The sequence below is a fragment of the Achromobacter aloeverae genome (genome assembly GCF_004121055.1).
In the GTDB taxonomy this organism is placed as follows: Bacteria; Pseudomonadota; Gammaproteobacteria; order Burkholderiales; family Burkholderiaceae_B; genus Bordetella_C; species Bordetella_C aloeverae.
On the sequence record NZ_PYAL01000009.1, the window covers coordinates 233,124 to 253,128 of the forward strand.

A 20,005-nucleotide genomic window follows, 5' to 3' on the forward strand; every position below is an offset into this window, starting at 1 on the left:
GTCGCGGTGGCCACGAAACCCGCACAGATATGATGACTCTGGAGTTCACATGAACCTCATCGCTATCCTGGAACAGGAAGAAATCAAGCGCCTGCTCGGCGACAACAAGACGCTGCCCGAGTTCGCCCCCGGCGACACCGTGGTGGTCAACGTCAACGTGGTTGAAGGTAACCGCAAGCGTGTCCAGGCCTTCGAAGGCGTGGTCATCGCCAAGCGCAACCGCGGCTTGAATTCGTCGTTCATCGTGCGCAAGATCTCGTCGGGTGAAGCCGTCGAGCGTACGTTCCAGTTGTACTCCCCGCAAATCGCCTCGATCGAAGTCAAGCGTCGTGGCGACGTGCGTCGCGCCAAGCTGTACTACCTGCGCAATCGCTCGGGCAAGTCGGCTCGCATCAAGGAAAAGCTGGTCAGCCGTCAGGCTGCCGCCCAGTCGGCCAAGGCCGCGTCCTGATCGCGATGTCCGCATCCGGTATGCGAGGCGGGCCTAGCGGCTTGCTTGCGTACCGGGATGCGGCGGAGAGCTCGGCGGCAGTATGCCGCGCCCTCCGCGATGTATCGGCAAAGCCCGTGGGAAAGACCCCATGGAAAGGCACCCTGCAGGGTGCCTTTTCTATTCCCCGATGGCCAGACCGCTTGGAACAGCCGGGCTATCCGTACTCTCCGCAGCACGCTGACCATTCTTAACGGGCTATCCTCCATAGGCTATTCTCCAGGGGCTTATGTCTGATTCCTCCTCTTCCTCGCGACCGCGCCGTCCCGCCGTGCGGCCGTTCTTCGACCCGGCTGCCCAGCCCTGGGTGGTGGCCGATGATGGCTTGCCACCGCTGCCGCCCGAGCGTTTGACGGAACAGGCATTGCGCGAACGCCTGGCCGGGCCCAGGTCCTGGTCCGTGCAACTGCCGCTGAACGACGACACCCGTTATCCCGGACGCGAGGGGCCTCCTGTGCTGGCCGCCGTCCTGGTCCCGCTGGTGACGCGGCCCGATGGCGTGCATGTGATGCTGACCCAGCGCGCGGCGCATTTGCACGACCACGCGGGACAGATCAGCTTTCCCGGCGGACGTATCGAGGACACCGACGCCAGCCCCCAGGCCGCCGCCCTGCGCGAGGCGCAGGAGGAGACCGGCCTGGCTCCCGATTACGTCGAGGTGCTGGGCAGCATGCCGTCCTATATGACGGCCACCGGTTTTTCCATCACCCCCGTCGTCGGGCTGGTGCAGCCCGGGTTCACGCTGGCGCCCGATGCCTTCGAAGTGGCGGAGGTGTTCGAAGTGCCGCTCGGCTTCATCGTGAATCCGGCCAACCATCGCCTGCATCGCGCGGAGCTGGCCGATGGCAGGGTGCGGCAGTACTACTCCATGCCCTGGCAGCAGTATTTCATCTGGGGCGCGACCGCCGCCATGCTGCGCAACCTGTACTACCTGTTGGGCGGCGGGCACGAATAGGTGCCGGATACAGGAGCCAGACACAGGCCAGGCGCCGGATACCCCTCAATACCTCGCCTGTGCCGCGTTTTCCTCGACGATGCGCTGGTAAAGCGCATGCCGTGCCGGCTCGATCATGCCTTCGCGCAGGGCAGCCAGCACGCCGCAGCCGGGTTCATGCAGGTGCGTGCAGTTATAGAAGCGGCAGTGCGCCACGAAGGGCGCGAATTCCGGGAAGCCACGCACGATGTCCTCGCCCGAGAGATGTCCCAGGCCGAAGGCCTGGAAACCCGGGGAATCGATCAAGTCGCCGCCGCTGGGCAGGTGGTATAGCCGCGTGCTGGTGGTGGTGTGCTTGCCCATGTCCAGCGCGGTGGAGTGTTCGCGCGTGGGGGCGTCGGCCCCCGGCACCAGGGCATTGAGCAGGGTGGACTTGCCCATGCCGCTCTGGCCCAGCAGCAGATTGGCATGGCCCGTCATGTGCGGCGCCAGCACGGCGCGGGCATGGTTTGGGTCTTGCGCGCTGACCTCCAGCACCGGAACGCCCAGGCGCGCGAGGGGCGCGAGCCGCGCGCGGGCTTCGGCGAGGCCCGCTTCCAGGTCCACCTTGTTCAGGACGAGATAGGGCTCGATGCCGGCGCTGCAGGCGCCGGTCAATGCACGGCCGGCGAGGTCGTCGGAGAAAGTCGGCTGCACGGCGACCACGATGAACAGCCTGTCCACGTTCGCCGCGAACTGCTTGCTGCGCATCTCGTCGGAGCGGTAGAGCAGGTTCTTGCGGGGCAGGATGGCGTCGATGGCGCCCTCATCCCGTCCCTCCGGAGACACGGTCACGCGGTCGCCGACCGCCGCGCCGGCCTTCTTGCCGCGGGGAAAGCACAGGCGCTGCGTGCCATCCTCGAATTCGACCAGGAAGTGCCGCCCATGGGCGCCGATGATGCGGCCCTGGAGTTGTTGCGGGCGGTTGGCCGGGACGGGACTGCCTTGCTGGCGGCCCCTCATGGCTGGACTGCCACCGCCGGCGCGGCGGGCGCCAGGTTCAGGTGCCGGATGCGTATGGCCGCCGGCGGGTGGCTGTCGTAAAAGGCGGAATGGACCGGATCCGGCGTCAGCGTGGCGGCATTGTCGTCGTACAGCTTGACCAGGGCGGACACCAGCTGCTTGGCGGAGCTCTGCTCGGCGGCATAGCGGTCGGCCTGGAATTCATCCCGGCGCGAATACCAGCTCGCCAGCGGCGTGAGCAGGAAGGTGAAGACCGGCACCACCATGAACAGCAGGAGCAGGGCCATGGCGTCATTGCGGCCCCCCAGCTGGGGCGCCACGCCCAGTTGCAGGTAGAACCAGGGTTGTCCCGCCAACCAGCCGAGCAGGGCGAAGAAGCCGAGCGCCAGCACGAAGCTCATGACGATGCGCTTGACGATATGGCGGTGGGCGAAATGTCCCAGCTCGTGCGCCAGCACCGCTTCGATCTCGGGGCCATCCAGGCGCGCCAGCAGGGTATCGAAGAAGACGATGCGGCGGGATTTGCCGAAACCGGTGAAGTAGGCATTGCCATGCCCGGACCGGCGCGACCCGTCCATGACGAACAGGCCGTTGATGGCGAAGCCGCAGCGCTGCGCCAGCTGCTGGATGCGGCTGCTCAGGTCGGCGTCGTCCAGCGGCGTGAATTTATTGAAGAGCGGAGCAATCAACGTGGGCGCCAGCAGCAGGGTGAGCAGGCTGAAGCCGACCCAGAGGGCCCAGGCCCACAGCCACCAGTAGGCGCCGGCCCGCGCCATCAGCCACAGTACGGCGGCCGCCAGCGGCAGGCCGATGATCGCCGTCAGGACCAGGCCCTTGACCGCGTCGCGGAAAAACAGCCCCGGGGTCATGCGGTTGAAGCCAAAACGGCCTTCCAGGTGGAATTGGCGCCAGATCGTGAAGGGCAATTCCAGCAAGCCCAGCAGCAGGCCCACCACGGCGATCAGCGCCAGCTGGCGCAGGAAGTCGTTGTCGGTCAGGCCGGAAACCCAGGTCGAGATGGCTTGCAGGCCGCCCAGCAGCGTCAGCCCGATAAGCACGGCGGCGTCGAAGAAACGCTCCTTGAGGCCCAGCCGTACGCGCGCCACCGTATAGTCCGCCGCGCGCTGGTGACTGGCCAGGCCGATGCGGGCGGAAAATTCCGGGGGCACAGCGTCGCGATGGCGCGCCACGTGCCGGATTTGCCGGCTGGCCAGCCAGACCCGGACGATGATGCCGGCCAGCAGCAGGGCGACGAACAAGAGTGTAAGCATGGGAACGATGGGCAGCCGGTGTGAGAAAATCGCGTTTTTATAAGGCAAATTATATGGCTCTGAACGAGAACCGCCTGGTTTGGCTCGACATGGAAATGACCGGACTGGATCCGGAGAAGGAACGCATCATCGAAGTGGCCGTGGTCGTGACCGAGCCCGACCTCACGGTGGTGGCCGAGGGCCCCGTGATCGTCGTCCACCAGCCCGACAGCCTGCTCGACGCGATGGACAACTGGAACAAGTCCACGCACGGCAAGAGCGGCCTGATCGACAAGGTCAAGGCGTCGACCGTCAGCGAGTCGCAGGCCGAGGATATCCTGCTGGCCTTCCTGGCGCAGCACGTGCCGGCGGGCAAGTCGCCGCTGTGCGGCAACACCATCAGCCAGGACCGCCGCTTCATGTTCGCCTACATGCCGCGGCTGGAGCAATTCTTCCACTATCGCAACCTCGACGTCAGTACCTTGAAGGAACTGGCGCGCCGCTGGCGGCCCGAGGTCTATCGCGGCTTCGACAAGAAGAGCCGCCACGAGGCGCTGGCCGATATCTACGAGTCGATCGCCGAGCTTGCCTATTACCGCGAGCATTTCCTGAAGGTATGACCCACGGGGCGGGCCGCCTGGCCCGGACCCGCGCGCGAGGAAAAAGGGCGAATCTGCCCGGAGGAGACCCACAAGAATGTCGTATCAGGACATCCAGTTCCAGATCGAGGCCGGCGTTGCCCGCCTTACCCTGAACCGCCCCGACAAGCTGAACAGCTTCACGGCGGCCATGCACGAGGAAGTCCGCGACGCCATGAGCCGGGTCGAGGCGGGCGAAGGCGGCGCGCGCGTGTTGCTGCTGACGGGCGCGGGCCGCGGGTTCTGCGCCGGCCAGGACCTGGGCGAACGCAAGCGCGAACCCGGGGGTGCCCCCGTCGACCTGGGCGAGACCCTGGGCCAGAACTACAATCCGCTGATCCGCCGCCTCGACGCGCTGGCCATGCCCGTGCTGGTGGGCGTGAACGGCGTGGCGGCGGGCGCGGGCGCCAATCTGGCGCTGGCGGGCGACATCGTGATCGCCAAGGCATCGGCGAGCTTCATCCAGTCGTTCTGTCGACTGGGCCTGTTGCCGGACTCGGGCGGCACCTATGTCCTGCCGCGACTGGTCGGCCGCGCCCGGGCGATGGGCATGTCCTTGCTGGGCGACCGCATCAGCGCACGCCAGGCCGAGGATTGGGGCATGATCTGGCAATGCGTTCCCGACGACGAGTTCGACGCTACCCTGGACCGGCTGGCTCGCCAGCTGGCGCAGGCGCCGACCAAGGGGCTGGCCTATACGCGTCGCGCCTTGCGTGCCAGCGTGGACAACAACCTCGCGCAACAGCTGGAGCTGGAACGCGGCATGATGGCCGAGCTGGGCCGTAGCGAGGATTACGCCGAAGGCGTGGCCGCCTTCATGGCCAAGCGCGAACCCGTCTTCAAGGGCCGCTGACGCCTTCTCGCCCATGCGATTCAGCCTGCGCCAGATGGAGGTGTTCCGGGCGGTCATGCTGACCGGCTCCATCAAGGGGGCATCCAAGCTGCTGTTCACGTCGCAGCCCGCCCTCAGCCGCATCGTCGCCCATACGGAAAACACCTTGGGCCTGGCGCTGTTCCGGCGCGTCAAGGGCAAGTTGGTGCCCACGGTGGAGGCCGAGGCCCTGTATCGCGAGGTCAACCACTGCTACGAGCACGTGCTGCGCATCGATGAGTTCGCGCGTGGCCTTGCCAGCGGCCAGTCCGGGACCTTGAACCTGGCTTGCAGCCCGGCTTTGAGCCGTGGCGTGGTGGCCGCCACCATCACCGCATTCGTGCGCGAGTATCCCAATATCCAGGTGAACTTCGTCCAGACCCTGCTCAATGGCATGGCGCAGGAAGTGCTGAGCAAGAAAGTCGACCTGGCGATTTCGGTGCTGCCCATCGAGCATCCCAACCTGCGCGTCGAAACCTTCCTGGAAGGGCGCATGGTTTGCGTGGTGCCGCGCGGCCATGTCCTGGCGCGCAAGCGCCGGGTCAGCCTGGCCGACCTGGGCGGTCATCCGCTGATTGCCCATCATCCCAATATTCCCTTCGGGCAATTGGTGGCGTCGGCTTTCGACAAGGCGGGCGTGGCGATGCGGGTGTCCGTCCACATCCACCAGACGGATATGGCGTGCAGCCTGGTGCGCGCGGGCGCGGGGGTGGCCGTGGTGGACGAGTTCACCATGGCCGGCATGGCCTGGCCCGACGTCCAGGTCCTGCCGCTGGCGGAAGATATCCTGCTCTATCCCAGCATCGTGCGGTCGGTCTTCGATACCGGCAGCAGTCACGCCGACAAGTTCATCGAACTGCTGCGCAAGCCGTGAGCGGGGAGCTAGTACAGACTGCTGCCCGTGGCGTCGCGCCGATGCCGGTCAGATCTCTTCCAGGAAGCGCATGCGGAAGCGGCGCCCCTTGATGTTGCTGTTGGAGATGCGTGAGTAGGCCTGCTTGGCGATCTGCCGATCCAGGGCGACATACGCATTGAATTCGGTGATGTTGATCTTGCCCACCTGCTCGAACGCCAGGCCGCCGTCGCCGGTGAGCGCACCTAGCAGGTCGCCGGGCCGCAACTTGTCTTTCTTGCCGCCCTGTATGCACAGCGTGACCATGGGAGCCCGCAGGGGGCGATCGGCCTTGGGGCGCAGCGACTTGATGTCGGCCCATCTCAGCGGGGCGCCCTGGTATTGCTCGATGAGGTTGGCCCAGCGCATTTCCTCCGGCGAGCACAGGCTCAGTGCCAGTCCCTTCTGGTCGCCGCGGCCACTGCGGCCGATGCGGTGCACGTGAACCTCGGTGTCCTTGGTCACGTCCACATTGATGACGGCGCCCAGGTTCTGGATGTCCAGCCCGCGGGCGGCGACGTCGGTGGCCACCAGCACGGCGCAGCTCTGGTTGGCGAACTGGATCAGGATTTCGTCGCGCTCGCGCTGCTCCAGGTCGCCGTTGAGCGCCTGGGCGCTGATGCCCCGGGCTTGCAGGTGCTCGACTAGGTCGTGGCTGCGGATCTTGGTGTTGCAGAATGCCAGCGTCGAGACCGGCCGGAAGTGGGCCAGCAGCGTGGCCACGGCTTCCAGCCGCTGGGCTTCCTCGATCTCGTAGAATATCTGTTCGATGTGGCTGGCGTCATGCTGGGCCTCCACCTTCACCTCGGCCGGGTTGCGCAGGAAGCGTGCGCTGAGCTTGCGGATGTTGTCGGGATAGGTGGCCGAGAACAGCAAGGTCTGCCGCTTGGCCGGGCAGTGCGACGCGATGGCGACGATGTCGTCATAAAAGCCCATGTCCACCATGCGGTCGGCTTCATCCAGCACCAGGGTGTTCAGGGCGGACAAGTCCAGGCTGCCGCGTTCCAGATGGTCCTGGATGCGGCCCGGCGTGCCGACCACCAGGTGGGCCCCGCGCGCAAGGGATTCAGCCTGGGGCCGGGCCGCGGCGCCGCCGACCAGCGTCAGCACCTTGACGTTGGGGATCAGGCGGGCCAGCCGGCGCAGTTCCTGCGCCACCTGATCGGCCAGTTCGCGCGTGGGGCAGACCACCAGTCCTTGCGGCACCAGGCGATTGACGTCCAGGTTTTGCAACACGCCCAGGCCGAACGCCGCGGTCTTGCCGCTGCCGGTCTTGGCCTGCGCGATCAGGTCGCGGCCTTCCAGGATCAGCGGCAGGCTGTGCGCCTGGATGGGCGTCATCCGCTCGAAGCCCAGGCTTTGCAGGTTGTCCAGCAAGGCGGGCAGCAGGGGCAGGGAAGAAAAGGGCTGGGAAGACAGGGGCTGGGAAGGCAAGGGGGGCTGGGTCACGGTATGGCCACGGTAGGGCGGTTCGCAAGAACCGCTGAATGGGGCATCAAGTTGCGGGATCGACCGACAGTGTATTGCCTTTGGCGGCGTGCGCAGCGGCGTGCGCAGCGGCGAGGGCAGCGACATACCCCACCTCATCGCGCCCCAGCCGTCGATTAGCTTCAGGTTATACCCCATCGCCGATTCAGCACTCGCCACCGTGGGCGCCCCTGTCTAGGATGCAGGCAGAGGGATCCGCATCGGGATCCCCGCGCATCGTTGGAGCGAGACTGAGATGAAACTGGGCTTGATCGGGGTCGGCAACATCGGCCGCCATTTCGCGCAACGCCTGCTGGACGCGGGCCATGAACTGCTGGTGCATGACCGGTCGGAAACGGCCCAGGCGCGTGCGGTGCAGGCGGGCGCGCGGGGCATGGACAGCGTGCGGGCGCTGGCCGCCGAGACGCCGGTGGTGCTGCTTTGCCTGCCCATGCCTGCCATCGTGGCCGACGTGGCGCGCGAGCTGGCGGACGTCAAGGGGCTGCGCATCCTGGTCGACATGTCGACCACCGGGCCGTCGGTGACCAAGGAGGTCGAGGCCATATTGTCGGCGCACGGCGTGACCACCATAGGCGCGCCCGTCAGCGGCGGCACGGTGGCGGCGGAGAAGGGCACCTTGGCCGTCATGGCGGCAGGTCCGCGCGCGGCCTTCGAGGAAGTGGAGGCCGTGCTGCGCGTCATCGGCAAGAACCTGTTCTACCTGGGCGAGGACGCCAGCCTGGGCCAGACCACCAAGATCATCAACAACACGCTGTACGCCACCAGCATGATCGCCAGCTGCGAAGCGCTGGTCTACGGTGTCAAGGCCGGCCTGGACCCGCGCACGCTGCTGGACGTGCTCAATGTTTCCAGCGGCCGGTCCTTCGCCACGCTGGAACGCATTCCGCAGTGCGTACTGGATCGCAGCTTCCCGGTGCGCTTCACCACCGAGCTGCTGCACAAGGACGTCAAGATGTGCCTGGACGAGGCCGAGAAGCTGGGGGTGCCCATGCGGGTCAATCCCGCCGCGCGCCAATTCCTGGCCTTCGCGCTGTCGCAGGGCGACGGACCGCGCGACAACGTCGAGGTCATACGCCATATCGAACGCTGGGCCGGCGCCGAGTTCGGCGCCGAGCCGGCCGCCTGAGGTTGTCGGAGGGCATCCGTAGGTATCCGGGATCACCCGGCGCCACCCAAGCCCGCCGCGACCTAGCGGTCCCGTCGCATACGCCTATCGCAGTCACTACCCCATCATCCCGGAAGGAGCCCGAGACATGCCCGTGGAAATCCGCAAGAAACTGCTGACCGTCGAGTCCATCTATCACGAGGGGGGGCCGCCGCGGGATGAGCCGGTCAAAATGGCCTGCATCGCCGTGGTGCTGAAAAATCCCTATGCGGGGCGTTACGTGGCGGACCTGTCCGGGCTGGTCGAGGACGCCAAGGTGCTGGCCAAGGCCATCGTGCCCGAGCTGCTCGCCGCGGTCGGCGGGGCCGACAAGGTGCAGGCCTACGGCAAGGGCGCCATCGTCGGCGTCAACGGCGAGCTCGAGCACGGCGCCATCTGGCATGAGGCCGGCGGTTGGTCCATGCGCGCCGAATTGCCGAGGGCCAAGTCCATCGTGCCGGCCGCCAAGGTCGTGGCGTCGGCCGGGACCCGCCTGCAGATTCCGCTGCATCACATCGAAGCGGCATACGTGCGCAGCCATTTCAGCACCATGGACGTGGGCGCCATCGACAGCCCGCGGCCCGACGAACTGCTTTATGCGTTGGTGGTGTCCACTGGCGCGCGCGTGCACGAACGGCTGGGCGGCTTGCGTCCCGACCAGATCAGCGTCGGCGACGGGCAGCGTTGATGGGCGGCGGCGCGGCCGAGGGCAAAGCCGCCGCCCTGGCCGATGCCGTCGATGATCGTGCAGCAGTGGGCTGGCGGCCGCCTCGCGCCGATGCATCAGCGGGCGGCGCGCGCACCGCTTCCGTTAGGCACCCGATAGAGCGGGCACGATAGTCCGCCGGAGGAGACACGATGAAAACCTCGATCACAACCGCGATCAAAACCCCGGCCAGGACCTCGATCCCGACGCGATACGCCGCCGCTTGCGCGGCCTTGGCCTGTTCGCTGGCACTGCATGCCACCCAGGCCGCCCCGTCCGCCCCGTCCGCCGATGCCTGGCCGGCGCGCCCGGTGACGCTGGTCGTGCCGTTGGCACCGGGCGGCAGCACGGATTCCACCGCGCGCTTGCTTGCGCAGCGCCTGCCGCACTATCTGGGGCAACCCGTGGTGGTGGAAAACCGGGCCGGTGCAGGCGGGAATGTCGGCGCGGATCACGTGGCCAAGTCGGCCGCCGATGGGTATACCTTCCTGTTTTCGACGACCACGTTGATCGCCAACGTGACGCTGTACGCGAACATGCCCTTGAACGTGCAGAAAGACCTGCAGCCGGTGTCGCGCGTGTCGTTGATTCCCAATGTGCTGATGGTCAACACCAAGTTGCCCGTGACGTCGCTGAAGTCCTTCATCGAGTATGCGCGGGACAGCAAGACGCCGGTCTACTACGGGTCGGCGGGCAATGGGACGTCGCAGCATCTGTCTGGTTCGCTGTTCAACGAAATGGCGCACCTGAGCATGCATCACGTGCCCTACAAGGGTGGGGCGCCAGCCAATATGGATCTGTTATCGGGGCAGATCCAGGCGGTGTTCTCGCCGTTGGTTGAAGTGCTCCCCTTCATCGACAGCGGCAAGCTGCGGCCCTTGGCGGTGACCACGGCGCAGCGTTCCGCGCGGCTGCCGGATGTGCCGGCCGTGGCGGAAAGCCTGCCGGGTTATGAGATCGTGCTGTGGAATGGCGTGTGGGCGCCGGCTGGAACGCCGGTTCCCATCGTCGACAAGATGAACAAGGCCATCAACGCCGTACTCGCCGAAGCGGACGTCAGGAAAACCCTGGCCGACCAGGGTTCGACGCCGGCCGGCGACAGTCCTGCGGCATTCCGCAAACTGGTCGATGCCGAGATCGTCAAATGGGGTAATCTGGTGCGCGCCTCCGGCGCGAAAGTAGAGTAGTGCGGCCGCCAGGTCGCCTGGGTCCCTCCAAATTCTGGGAAATAGAAGGAATCGTAGACGCATGAAACCCGTTTTACTCGTGCTGGTGTTTCTCTCGGAAGAACACCGCGCCCTGGTCGCCGAACGCTTCGACATGATCTACGCCCCCAATGCGCAACTGGGCGCCGACCGCGGCAATGGCGAAGCGCAGATCAAGGCTCGCGGCCACGAGATCGAGGTGGTCCTCACCAACGGCACCAACGGCCTGCTGGCTGGTGAGATCGACCGCCTGCCCAGGCTCAAGCTGATATCCACGGTGGGCGTGGGCTATGAAAACGTGGCGGTGGAGCGCGCCAGGGAGCGAGGCATTCCCGTGTCGAACGCTGCCGGAACCAATGACGACTCGGTGGCCGACCACGCCATGATGCTGCTCCTGGCGGCCGTGCGCCGCCTGCCTTTCCTGAACAGCGGCGTGCGCCACGGCCTGTGGCGCGACGACATCCCGCGCCCGCCGCAGGCCTCGTTCCGCCGGCTGGGTATCCTGGGCATGGGGGCCATCGGCAAGAAGATCGCGCGTCGCGCGCTGGGTTTTCACATGGAGATCGGCTATCACAACCGGCGCCGCCGCGAAGATGTCGATTTCACCTATTTCGAGGACCTGGCCAGCCTGGCACGCTGGTCTGATTTCCTGGTGGTGGCGGCGCCGGGCGGCGCGGCGACTTACCACATCATCGATCGCGCCATCATCGATGCCCTCGGCCCGCAGGGCGTCCTGGTCAATATCGCGCGCGGCACGCTGGTGGACACGGACGCCGTGGCCGAGGCCTTGCGCGAAGGCCGCCTGCATGCGGCCGCGCTGGATGTCTACGAAAACGAGCCCACGCCGCCAGCGGCGCTGCTCGGCTTCGACAATGCGGTGCTGACCCCGCACATCGCCGGCATTTCGCCGCAAGCCATCGATGCGTCGGTGCGCAAGTTCCTGGAGAACGCCGAGTGCTTCTTCGCCGGCAAGCCGCTGGTCACGCCGGTGTATTGATCCGGCAGGGTCGTGCAGCGGCTTCACGAAAACCGCTGCACGACCGCGGCTACGCCACGGCCGCCACACCACGGCCGCTTCATTTCAGGAAAGGAACCCGCGCTGCCCTGCGATAAGGCCCGTAGGCAACCGGGACCCATGTAAAGCGCTCGCCGTGCTGCGTCACATGGCCTATCCCGGGAAAGGGAAGATGCGCGGCGGCCAGCCATTCTCCCGCGCGGGCCAGGGTGGTGAACGCCTGCCGGCGCGCCTGGACGGCCTCCTGGGCATCGACATCGAAGCGCACGGACACGTAAGGGTGGTCGAACTGCACCCCCGCGCTATGTATCAGGTCGCCGATGAAGCTGATGGCGGCGCCGTCCGAGGCGAATCGATAGATCGCGCTGCCCGGCGTATGACCGGTCGCATACGAGGTCTCCACCTCGGGGATGGGCGCCTGCGGCGGCGAGAAAGTCTGGAAGCGTCCCGCGGCCCGATAGGGCGCAAGCGCCTCGCGGGCGGCGTCGAAGTGTTTCTTCGCGCCCTCCGGCGCCTGCGCCTGGTTGTCGGGGTTCAGCCAGAAATCGGCCTCTTTCCGAGTGGCATGGACGGTCGCGTTCGGGAAGAGGGCCTTCCCCGCCGCGTCCGTCAAGCCGCAGACATGATCCAGGTGCAGATGGGTCAGGAGCACAGTGTCGATTTGCTCGGGCCGGTAGCCTGCGGCGATGATGTTCGTGATCAACTGCCCCGCCGTGTCCGGCATGCAATGGCCTGCTCCGCCATCTATCATCACCAGGTGCCGCCCCGTGTTGACAAGGAAGACGTTGAAGCTCGCCGGCATTTTCTCGCCATGGATCGCCTGGCGGGCCAGCAGTTCGCGCACTTTTTCGGGAGGCAGCCCTTGCAGCAGGCCGGACGACAGGTCGGTATAGCCATCGAAGAGCGCGGTCACTTCATAGCGCCCCACGGCAAGTCGTTGATAGCCGGGCGCCTGCTGGCGGACCTGGGCCGGCGGGGCGGCGCAGGCATGGGTCGCCACCATCAGGTTCAACAGGCCAAGCAGCTTGGTTTTCAGACGCATCATCCATCTCGGTTGGGAGTGAAGCATGCAGTCTAGGCGCCGTGTCCGGCGAGGAGGGAGCAGCGTTTTGCAGGTTGGGTGCTGCATATTCGCGGCACCCGCCCCAGGCATGGAATGCGGCGTAGATGCCGGCTTGGTGGCCGGGGCCGTCGGTGCGCTACGGGCCGGGCCGGCGCGCCGACCCGGTCACGCGAACCGCGCGGCAATGGCGTCGATCAGCGCGCGCAGCCGCGCCGTGTGGCGCAGGTCCTGGTGCGTGACCAGCCAGACGCCGTAGCCGCCGGGCCGCTCGCGAGTGGGAAACACGCGCACGAGACCGTCGCGTTCGGCCAGCGGCACGGACAGTTCCGCCATGCCGACGCCCGCGGCGACAAGGCGCCGCAAGACCCGGCTGGAGTTGGCGGTAGCCGTCACGCGGCCGCGTCCGGCGTCCAGGCCGACCAGCACCTGGCCTTCCTTTTTCAGGTACGGGGTATAGAAAACGAGATCGTGCCCGGCGAAGCCGTCGTCGTCGCCGGGCATGCCCTTGCGTTGCAGATATCCGGTGGAGGCGTACAGCCCCACGGGCCAGTCGGCGAGCTGCCGCACGACGAGGTCCGGGTTTTGCGGCCGGACATTGCGGATGGCGATATCCGTTTCCCGTTGGGTGAGGCTGGCCATTTGCGTCGATATGCTCAGGTGCACGCGCACGTCGGGATGCCGAACCTGGAGTTCGCGTATGGCGGGCACGATATATTCCTCGGCCAGCGAGTCCGTGGCCGTGACCTTGATATCTCCCGCCAGCTTCCGGTCCGTTCCTTGCGCCCGGCGCACCAGGTCGTTGGCCGATTTTTCCATCGCCTTGGCGGATTCCAGCACGCTTGCCCCCGTGGCGGTAAGCACGTAGCCCGATGGCGTGCGCAGGAACAACGTCGCGCCCAACGCGTGTTCCAGCGACGCCAGCCGCCGGCTGACCGTGGCCTGGTCCACGCCCGCCACCTTGGCCGCCCGCCTGAGCGACTTCTCGCTTTCGAGCGCAAGAAAGATGCGGGTGTCGTCCCAGTTCATGGCGCGGTTCGCAGGGCGCCCTGGCCGCTCACGATGCGCCAGTACCAGGCGTGCAGCAGCGCGGCCGACAGCCCCAGCCCCACCATGGCCATCAGCCACATGGTGCCGGCGCCGCGCGGCGAACCGGGGATCAGCGCATTGCGCAGCCAGTCCAGGCCGCCCGCGCCGGGGCCGAAGCCCAGCCACCAGCCGCCGATCAGTCCCACCAGGCCCAGCGCCAGGACTTGCAGCAGCAGGGGCACCACCGCCACCTTGTAGGCGCGCAGCAGGTAGCTGTTGATGCACTGCATGGCGTCGAAGAGATGGAAGACAGGGATGACGTAAAGCAGGCTGGCCGCCACGGCGGCCACCTGGGGATTGTCCGTGTACGCGGCGATGATCAGCGGCTGCCCGGTCCACAGCACCACGGCGGTCAGGATCGCGCCCATCATTCCCAGCGCGAGTCCCGCCAGGCCGGTGCGGTGCGCCAGCTGGAGCTGGCGCGCGCCCACCGCCTGCGCCGTCAGCGCGGCGGTGGCCACGCCCAGCGCCATGGGCATCATGTAGCAAAGCGCGGCGAGGTTGGACATGATCTGGTGTCCACCGCTGACCAGCGTGCCCTCGCGTGCCACCAGCAAGGCCATGAAGGTGAAGGCGCAGACTTCGACCAGGTAGGAACCGCCCATGGGCAGGCCCAGGCGCAGCAGCTCCTTGAGCGGCGCCCAGCGCGGCCGTCCCAGGCACAGGTGAAAACGGGCGTAGTAGCGGTCGGCGTGCAGCATCCACAGCCCCGGGCCCAGGCTGACCCAGGACACGATGGCGCTGGAAAGCCCGGCGCCTGTCGCGCCCAGGGCCGGCAGGCCCAGCTTGCCGTAGATCAACACCCAGTTCAGCAAGGCCTTGAGCGCGACCCCGGCCAGGTTGATGCCCATCACCAGCTTGGGCCGCGAGACCGCCGTGCCCAGCGCATAGATGGTGCGAAAGACCAGGGCCGCGGGCAGGGCGAGAACCAGTGCCTGCAGATAGGAGGCGATGCGCTCGCGCACCTGGGGCGCCACGTCGCCCGACAGCGAAAGCCACATGTCGGGGAACAGCATCAGCGCCGCGCCCACCACGGACAGGCCCAGGGCCAGCCATATGCCCTGGCCCCAGGTCGCGCCGACCTCGCGCATGCGGCCGGCGCCGTAGTGCTGGGCCAGGATGGGAATGAGGGCATGGACCACGCCCATCAGCCCCACGAACACGGTGATGTAGACCGACGCCGAAAGCGACATGGCAGCCAGGTCGTCCGGGCTGGAGTGGCCGGTCATGGCGGTGTCCAGCACGCCGAAGGCGATACCCGCCCACTGGCTGATCAGGACCGGCCACGCCTGGCGCGCGATGGCGCGCAGCGCCGCGCCGAAGGAGGCGGCGGGCTGTAGGGGCGTGTTCATCGGGCGCCGGCGGGGAGGGGAGGAACGCGCAGCAGGCGGAAGACTTCCGTGCGATCGGCGAGACGGCCGCCCTGCCAGAGCACTTCGGCGCCATCGCTGTAGGCGGCCGTGCCGTCCTTCAGGCTGTTGCGCGTCGTTTGCTGCAGCACCACCGTGCACCTGCTGTCGTAGGGAAAGTTCAGGTTGTCGAAGACCAGGAAGGAGGCGCGCTGGCCGTTGCCCAGGCCCAGGCCGCGTACGCACTCGCCGGGCCGCACGTTCTGCGCGATGGCCTGCGCCAGCTCGTGGGACGCCACGCGATAGCTGCGCGCGTAGTCGACCGGCGGCTGCCACAGCAGCACCAGCAGTATCCAGGTCGAGGCCAGGCCCGCCGCCGACATGACGGTCCCGCGCCACAAGGCGGTGGGCCGCACGCGCAGGCGCCAGATGACCAGCGCGACCCAGCCGGCGGTGACCAGCAGGCTCAGCAGGGTCGCCGGCCAGGAAATTTCCGCGACGTAGCCGGTGGTCTGGCGCGCGATGTTATGGGCGATCTTGGGCGGAATGCCGAAATTCAGGGCCACCCATCCCAGCCAGACGGTCGCGGCCGTCAGCGAGAAGCACATCACCGCGAACCAGTCCAGGGTGTTGACCACGGCACGGCGCAGGGTGGGCAGGGAGAAGGCCGCCAGCACCGCGCAGGGCACCGACAGCATCACGAACTCGGATTCACTGGGCTCGTCGATGAACACCAGCAACAGCACGCCGCAGATCAACAGGCACAGGGGCAGCCAGACGTGGGGCGAGAAGCACCACGCGCGCCAGCGCCAGAGCGCCAGCAGCGCCAGGGGCCACGTCGGCCACAGGTACCAGGGCAGGTCGCGCAGGGTGCGCAGCAGGTCGGGCGCATCGGGCCAATCGAAATTGTTGAGGTTCCACAGCTTCCAGTTGCGGATCCAATATTCGCTGGCATGCGTGGCCGGTATCCACCACGCCAGGATCAGCAAGGCGGTGATGAGGGCCACGAGCGGCAGCCAGCGGCGCCGCGCCCAGAGCGCGCTGCGGGGATAAAAGGCCAGCAGCGCGGCCAGCATGGTCGGCGCCCCGCCGACCCAGCCGCGCGTGAGGAAGCAGGCGGCCAGCGACAGGGCCAGCGTCACGGCGCCGGTCCGGGGGCGGTCCAGCATGCGGGCCAGGGAGTAATACACCGCGGCCTGGCCGGCGATGATGGCCGGGATCTCGGACGTTTCATGCACCCGTTGCAGGATGCCCACCGTCGCCAGGAACAGCAGCAGGGCGGCGTCGGCCAGCATGCGGCCGTAGTCGCGCACGGTGGGTTCGCCGCCGAACGGCAAGGCCAGCGGCTGCGCTTCGGCCCGGCGGCCCAGCAGGTAGGTGCCGTACCACACGCAGCACGTGGTGATGCCGAACCACAGCAGATTGGGCAGGCGGCCGGCGGAGATATCGCCTATCCAGGGGCCGAACACGCGTACCGCGGCAGCGCCCACCCAGGTGATCAGCGGACCCTCCTCGGCATGGGCAAGATGGCCGACCTGCGGCAGCAGCCAGGCGCCGTCGCGCACGGCGGTCAGCATGGTGGCCAGGCCGACGACGTCATCCGATTTCCACGGATCGCGCATGAACAGGCCCGAGACGATATAGGCCAGGGCCAGGCCGATCAGGACCAGGCGGGGAAGTTTGACGGTGGCGGGGGCGGTCAGCCGTGCCGGCGTGGTTCGTGATATTGGTGACACGTACGTAATTTACCGGATAGTCTCTTGGACTGCGCCCGGGCTAAGGGAAGCTGGGCGGACAAAAGTAACCGAAATTGATATCCCCTGCGCGAAATGCCACGGGGGCGCCACAGTCGTGACGGCAGATGTCTCGCTGGCCGGTCGTGCATCGCCACGGGATGTCATGACGTCCCGGCTGGCCCGGCGATAAAAAAAGCAGCCCGCAGGCTGCTTTTTTTGCGCGTGCGCCTTGGTGTATCAGGCACCAGCGCCGGGCTTGGCTGCGCCGGCGGTGCGAGCGAAACGGGCACGGAACTTTTCCACGCGGCCGGTTTCAACGATGCGGGTTTGCGCGCCGGTGTAGAACGGGTGCGAATCCGACGTCACGTCGCACTTGAACAGCGGATAGGTCTTGCCATCGATGTCGATGGTTTCGCGGGTGCCGATGGTCGAGCGGGTGATGATCTTCTTGCCGGTCTGGACGTCCAGGAACACCACTTCGCGATAATCGGGGTGAGTGTTTTCTTTCATTTGCTTCCTCAGGGGTTGGGCGGGTCGCCAGCCGGCGCGACTGCTGTGCGCTTGCTTGCCGTCGCTTGCCTGCCGTTTCCGTCCCTGCCGATGACTGCCGGCTGGGATAGACCAGAGTCTGGGGTACCGATTCCGGGGGGTAATAAAACCTAATAAAACCCCCTGAGGTACCAAACCAAACCCTGGTGTCTTTCGGATGCGGCAGGCGTGACGAAAAGAGGCCACGTATCCAAAAAGTAACTCACGATTCTAGCCTGAATTCGGGAAGAAGGGCAAGCACTAGCCCAGCTTGCCGTGTTCCGCCAGCGACATCACCACGCCGCCGGCCACGATCAGATGGTCCAGGAGATGGATTTCCACCAGGGCCAGCGCACGCCGGATATGCCGCGTCAGGCGCAGGTCCGCCTCGGACGGTTCGGCGCGCCCGGAGGGGTGATTGTGCGCCAGGATGAGGGCCGCCGCGTGGTGCCGCAGGGCATCGCGCACGATTTCACGAGGGTAGACGGCGGTCTTGTTGAGCGTGCCGCGCGAGACTTCGCCGGTGGCGATCAGGCGCAGGCCGCTATCCAGATAGAGGGCCAGGCAGTGCTCCACCTTGTGGTGGCCAAGCAGGGTCACGCAATACTGCTTGACCCGGTCGGGCTGGTCCAGGGCGCGTCCGTGCGCCAGTTCTTCATGGATGGCGCGGCGCGCCAGCTCCATGACGCTAAGGACCTGGCAGGTCTTGGCGGGACCCAGCCCCGGGGTGGCCCGCAGGGTGGCGGGCGCCGCCGCCAGCAGGCCGCGCAAGCCGCCGTAATGGTGGATGATCTGTCGCGCCAGCGCCATGACGGGACGGCCGGGCAGCCCGGTGCGCAGCACCACCGCCAGCAGCTCGGCGTCGTTGAGGGCAGCCGGCCCATCGCGCAGCAGCCGTTCACGTGGCTGCTCCGTCGGCGTGTCGTTGGAGCCGTCGGCGGGACTTCCCGGCGGATAGTCGCGCGGCGGTACGAGTTGTCCGGCTGCAGGACCCGTCCCGTGGTCGGGGACGTATCCGGAGCCGGGATGATGAGCGTCTAGGGGCAGGGTCATGGGCGGGCGGGGCGACACTTTGAAGAAAGCTCTAAAATCACGGTTTTGCATTTCGCCTTAACGGTGACAGACCTTGAGCGCCGCAGCTGATTCCACGCACGTTTTTGTCCGTCCGGACTCCTACCTGACCCTGCACTACCGTATCGTGCTGGCGTCCGGCCCGGCCGAAGGATCCACCTTTGCCGATACCTTCACCGGCCGGCCCGCCACCCTGCAAATGGGCATGGGCCAGTGGGCTCCGGGCATGGAGGCCGCGCTCCTGGGCCAGGCCGAGGGCAGCGTCTTCAGCAAGACGCTGGCGCCGGCCGAGGCCTACGGCGACCGCAACCCGGACCTGATCCAGCGCGTCACGCGCGCCATGCTGGCAGAACACGCGGGCGCCGACGCCACTTTCGAGCCGGGCGACCTGGTCGAATTCAAGGCGCCCAACGGCGGCCGCTACTCCGGCATACTCAAGAGCCTGGACGACACCGGCGCGGTGTTCGATTTCAATCATCCCCTGGCCGGCACGGCCCTGCGCCTGGACGTCGAAATCCTGGGGGTGTTGTGATGCGCGCCGCCGTCACCCCGGTCACCGCGCTGGATGCCGAGGTGCTGCTGGCGCAGCCGCGCGGCTTTTGCGCGGGCGTGGATCGCGCCATCGATATCGTCGAGCGCGCGCTGGAGCTGCATGGCGCGCCCATCTACGTGCGCCACGAGATCGTCCACAACCGCTACGTCGTGGAAGACTTGCGCGCCAAGGGAGCGGTCTTCATCGACGAGCTCGACGATGCGCCTGCCGGCAGCATCGTGGTGTTTTCGGCCCATGGCGTATCCAAGGCCGTGCGCGCCGAGGCCGAGGCCCGCGGGCTGCGCGTCTTCGACGCCACGTGTCCGTTGGTGACCAAGGTCCACGTGGAGGTCGCGCGCATGCGCGGCGCGGGCCGCGAGGTGGTGATGATCGGCCACAAAGGGCACCCTGAAGTCGAAGGCACGCTGGGCCAGGCGGCCGGCGGCATGTACCTCGTGGAGACGGTCGAGGACGTGGCCGCCTTGTCGGTGAAGGATCCTGAAAACCTGGCCTACGTGACCCAGACCACGCTGTCGGTCGACGATGCCGCGGCGGTCGCCGGCGCGTTGAAGGCGCGCTTCCCGAATATTGCCGAGCCGCGCAAGAGCGATATCTGCTACGCCACGCAAAATCGCCAGGATGCCGTCAAGGTGCTGGCGCCGGAGTGCGACCTGGTGCTGGTGGTGGGCAGTCCCAACAGTTCGAATTCCAATCGCTTGCGCGAAGTGGCCGAGCGCAAGGGCGTGGTCGCCTATCTCGTGGACGGCGCCGGCTCCATCGAGCCCGCCTGGCTGGAAGGGCGCCAGCGCATCGGCATCACGGCCGGCGCGTCGGCCCCCGAAGTCCTGGTGCAGCAGGTCATCGACCGCGTCAAGGAGCTGGGCGCGGTGTCCGTGCGCACCATGCCGGGACTGGAAGAAAGCATAGCTTTCCCGCTGCCCAAGGAGCTGTCGCGCAAGCTGACGGCGGAGTGATGAAGGCCGAGCAATGCTGGCCTAGCAATGA

Annotated in this window: 20 protein-coding genes; 11 read left to right on the forward strand and 9 right to left on the reverse strand. The window is 67.0% G+C overall.

All coding sequences use genetic code 11. From position 1 onward, the window contains the following. The first annotated feature begins 49 nt into the window (after positions 1–49). Positions 50–451: a 50S ribosomal protein L19 gene (rplS, locus tag C7R54_RS26545; RefSeq protein ID WP_094852574.1), complete on the forward strand. Its 402-nt coding sequence runs from the start codon at positions 50–52 to the stop codon at positions 449–451. A gap of 268 nt (positions 452–719) precedes the next feature. Then, positions 720–1,445 carry a CoA pyrophosphatase gene (locus C7R54_RS26550; protein ID WP_129153923.1) on the forward strand — a complete coding sequence of 242 codons (726 nt, stop codon included), beginning with the start codon at positions 720–722 and terminating at the stop codon, positions 1,443–1,445. A 45-nt stretch (positions 1,446–1,490) separates the two neighbouring features. Here C7R54_RS26550 and rsgA read toward each other — a convergent pair whose 3' ends face one another. Both rsgA and C7R54_RS26560 read right to left on the reverse strand, forming a co-directional pair. Further along, complete coding sequence (gene rsgA, locus C7R54_RS26555; RefSeq protein WP_129153924.1) at positions 1,491–2,426, reverse strand: ribosome small subunit-dependent GTPase A; 936 nt, start codon at positions 2,424–2,426, stop codon at positions 1,491–1,493. After that, complete coding sequence (locus tag C7R54_RS26560) at positions 2,423–3,697, reverse strand: M48 family metallopeptidase (protein ID WP_129153925.1); 1,275 nt, start codon at positions 3,695–3,697, stop codon at positions 2,423–2,425. The genes rsgA and C7R54_RS26560 overlap by 4 nt, the downstream gene beginning before the upstream one ends. A gap of 53 nt (positions 3,698–3,750) precedes the next feature. Here C7R54_RS26560 and orn point away from each other — a divergent pair, with 53 nt between their 5' ends. From orn to C7R54_RS26575, 3 genes are all read left to right on the forward strand, one after another. Beyond that, entirely contained in the window at positions 3,751–4,296 is a 546-nt protein-coding gene (gene orn, locus C7R54_RS26565; protein ID WP_129153926.1) for an oligoribonuclease, read from the forward strand. 76 nt (positions 4,297–4,372) lie between these two features. After that, the gene (gene paaG / locus C7R54_RS26570; RefSeq protein ID WP_129153927.1) at positions 4,373–5,167 is read left to right on the forward strand and encodes a 2-(1,2-epoxy-1,2-dihydrophenyl)acetyl-CoA isomerase PaaG; all 795 of its coding nucleotides are present in this window, start codon (positions 4,373–4,375) and stop codon (positions 5,165–5,167) included. A 13-nt stretch (positions 5,168–5,180) separates the two neighbouring features. Further along, complete coding sequence (locus C7R54_RS26575) at positions 5,181–6,059, forward strand: LysR family transcriptional regulator (protein ID WP_129153928.1); 879 nt, start codon at positions 5,181–5,183, stop codon at positions 6,057–6,059. Positions 6,060–6,107: 48 nt separating this feature from the next. Here the strand turns inward: C7R54_RS26575 and dbpA are convergent, their stop codons facing one another. Next, a complete protein-coding gene (gene dbpA / locus C7R54_RS26580) occupies positions 6,108–7,496 on the reverse strand; it encodes an ATP-dependent RNA helicase DbpA (RefSeq protein WP_129154067.1) in 1,389 nt (462 codons plus the stop codon). A gap of 304 nt (positions 7,497–7,800) precedes the next feature. On the opposite strand from dbpA, the gene C7R54_RS26585 reads away from it, so the two are divergent. From C7R54_RS26585 to C7R54_RS26600, 4 genes are all read left to right on the forward strand, one after another. Next, positions 7,801–8,691 carry an NAD(P)-dependent oxidoreductase gene (locus C7R54_RS26585; protein ID WP_129153929.1) on the forward strand — a complete coding sequence of 297 codons (891 nt, stop codon included), beginning with the start codon at positions 7,801–7,803 and terminating at the stop codon, positions 8,689–8,691. A gap of 127 nt (positions 8,692–8,818) precedes the next feature. Beyond that, positions 8,819–9,397, forward strand: a complete 579-nt coding sequence (locus C7R54_RS26590) for an amino acid synthesis family protein (protein WP_129153930.1) — start codon at positions 8,819–8,821, stop codon at positions 9,395–9,397. Between the two features lie 170 nt (positions 9,398–9,567). Next, complete coding sequence (locus tag C7R54_RS26595; protein WP_129153931.1) at positions 9,568–10,602, forward strand: tripartite tricarboxylate transporter substrate binding protein; 1,035 nt, start codon at positions 9,568–9,570, stop codon at positions 10,600–10,602. A gap of 61 nt (positions 10,603–10,663) precedes the next feature. Then, complete coding sequence (locus tag C7R54_RS26600) at positions 10,664–11,617, forward strand: 2-hydroxyacid dehydrogenase (protein ID WP_129153932.1); 954 nt, start codon at positions 10,664–10,666, stop codon at positions 11,615–11,617. A gap of 79 nt (positions 11,618–11,696) precedes the next feature. Here C7R54_RS26600 and C7R54_RS26605 read toward each other — a convergent pair whose 3' ends face one another. From C7R54_RS26605 to radC, 6 genes are all read right to left on the reverse strand, one after another. Next, entirely contained in the window at positions 11,697–12,680 is a 984-nt protein-coding gene (locus C7R54_RS26605) for an MBL fold metallo-hydrolase (protein ID WP_129153933.1), read from the reverse strand. Positions 12,681–12,863: 183 nt separating this feature from the next. Beyond that, positions 12,864–13,724, reverse strand: coding sequence for a LysR family transcriptional regulator (locus tag C7R54_RS26610; protein WP_129153934.1), 861 nt, complete (start codon positions 13,722–13,724; stop codon positions 12,864–12,866). Next, on the reverse strand, positions 13,721–15,136 hold the full coding sequence (locus C7R54_RS26615) for an MATE family efflux transporter (RefSeq protein ID WP_129153935.1): 1,416 nt from the start codon (positions 15,134–15,136) through the stop codon (positions 13,721–13,723). The genes C7R54_RS26610 and C7R54_RS26615 overlap by 4 nt, the downstream gene beginning before the upstream one ends. Further along, a complete protein-coding gene (locus C7R54_RS26620) occupies positions 15,133–16,869 on the reverse strand; it encodes an ArnT family glycosyltransferase (protein WP_129153936.1) in 1,737 nt (578 codons plus the stop codon). The genes C7R54_RS26615 and C7R54_RS26620 overlap by 4 nt, the downstream gene beginning before the upstream one ends. A gap of 237 nt (positions 16,870–17,106) precedes the next feature. Then, the gene (locus C7R54_RS26625) at positions 17,107–17,379 is read right to left on the reverse strand and encodes a type B 50S ribosomal protein L31 (protein WP_129153937.1); all 273 of its coding nucleotides are present in this window, start codon (positions 17,377–17,379) and stop codon (positions 17,107–17,109) included. 279 nt (positions 17,380–17,658) lie between these two features. Further along, entirely contained in the window at positions 17,659–18,450 is a 792-nt protein-coding gene (gene radC, locus C7R54_RS26630; RefSeq protein ID WP_129153938.1) for a RadC family protein, read from the reverse strand. Positions 18,451–18,523: 73 nt separating this feature from the next. Here radC and C7R54_RS26635 point away from each other — a divergent pair, with 73 nt between their 5' ends. Both C7R54_RS26635 and ispH read left to right on the forward strand, forming a co-directional pair. After that, positions 18,524–19,000 (forward strand): FKBP-type peptidyl-prolyl cis-trans isomerase, encoded by a 477-nt coding sequence (locus C7R54_RS26635; RefSeq protein ID WP_129153939.1) that lies wholly within the window; start codon positions 18,524–18,526, stop codon positions 18,998–19,000. Further along, complete coding sequence (gene ispH / locus C7R54_RS26640; RefSeq protein ID WP_129153940.1) at positions 19,000–19,974, forward strand: 4-hydroxy-3-methylbut-2-enyl diphosphate reductase; 975 nt, start codon at positions 19,000–19,002, stop codon at positions 19,972–19,974. Before C7R54_RS26635 ends, ispH begins: the two co-directional genes overlap by 1 nt. Positions 19,975–20,005 lie beyond the last annotated feature (31 nt).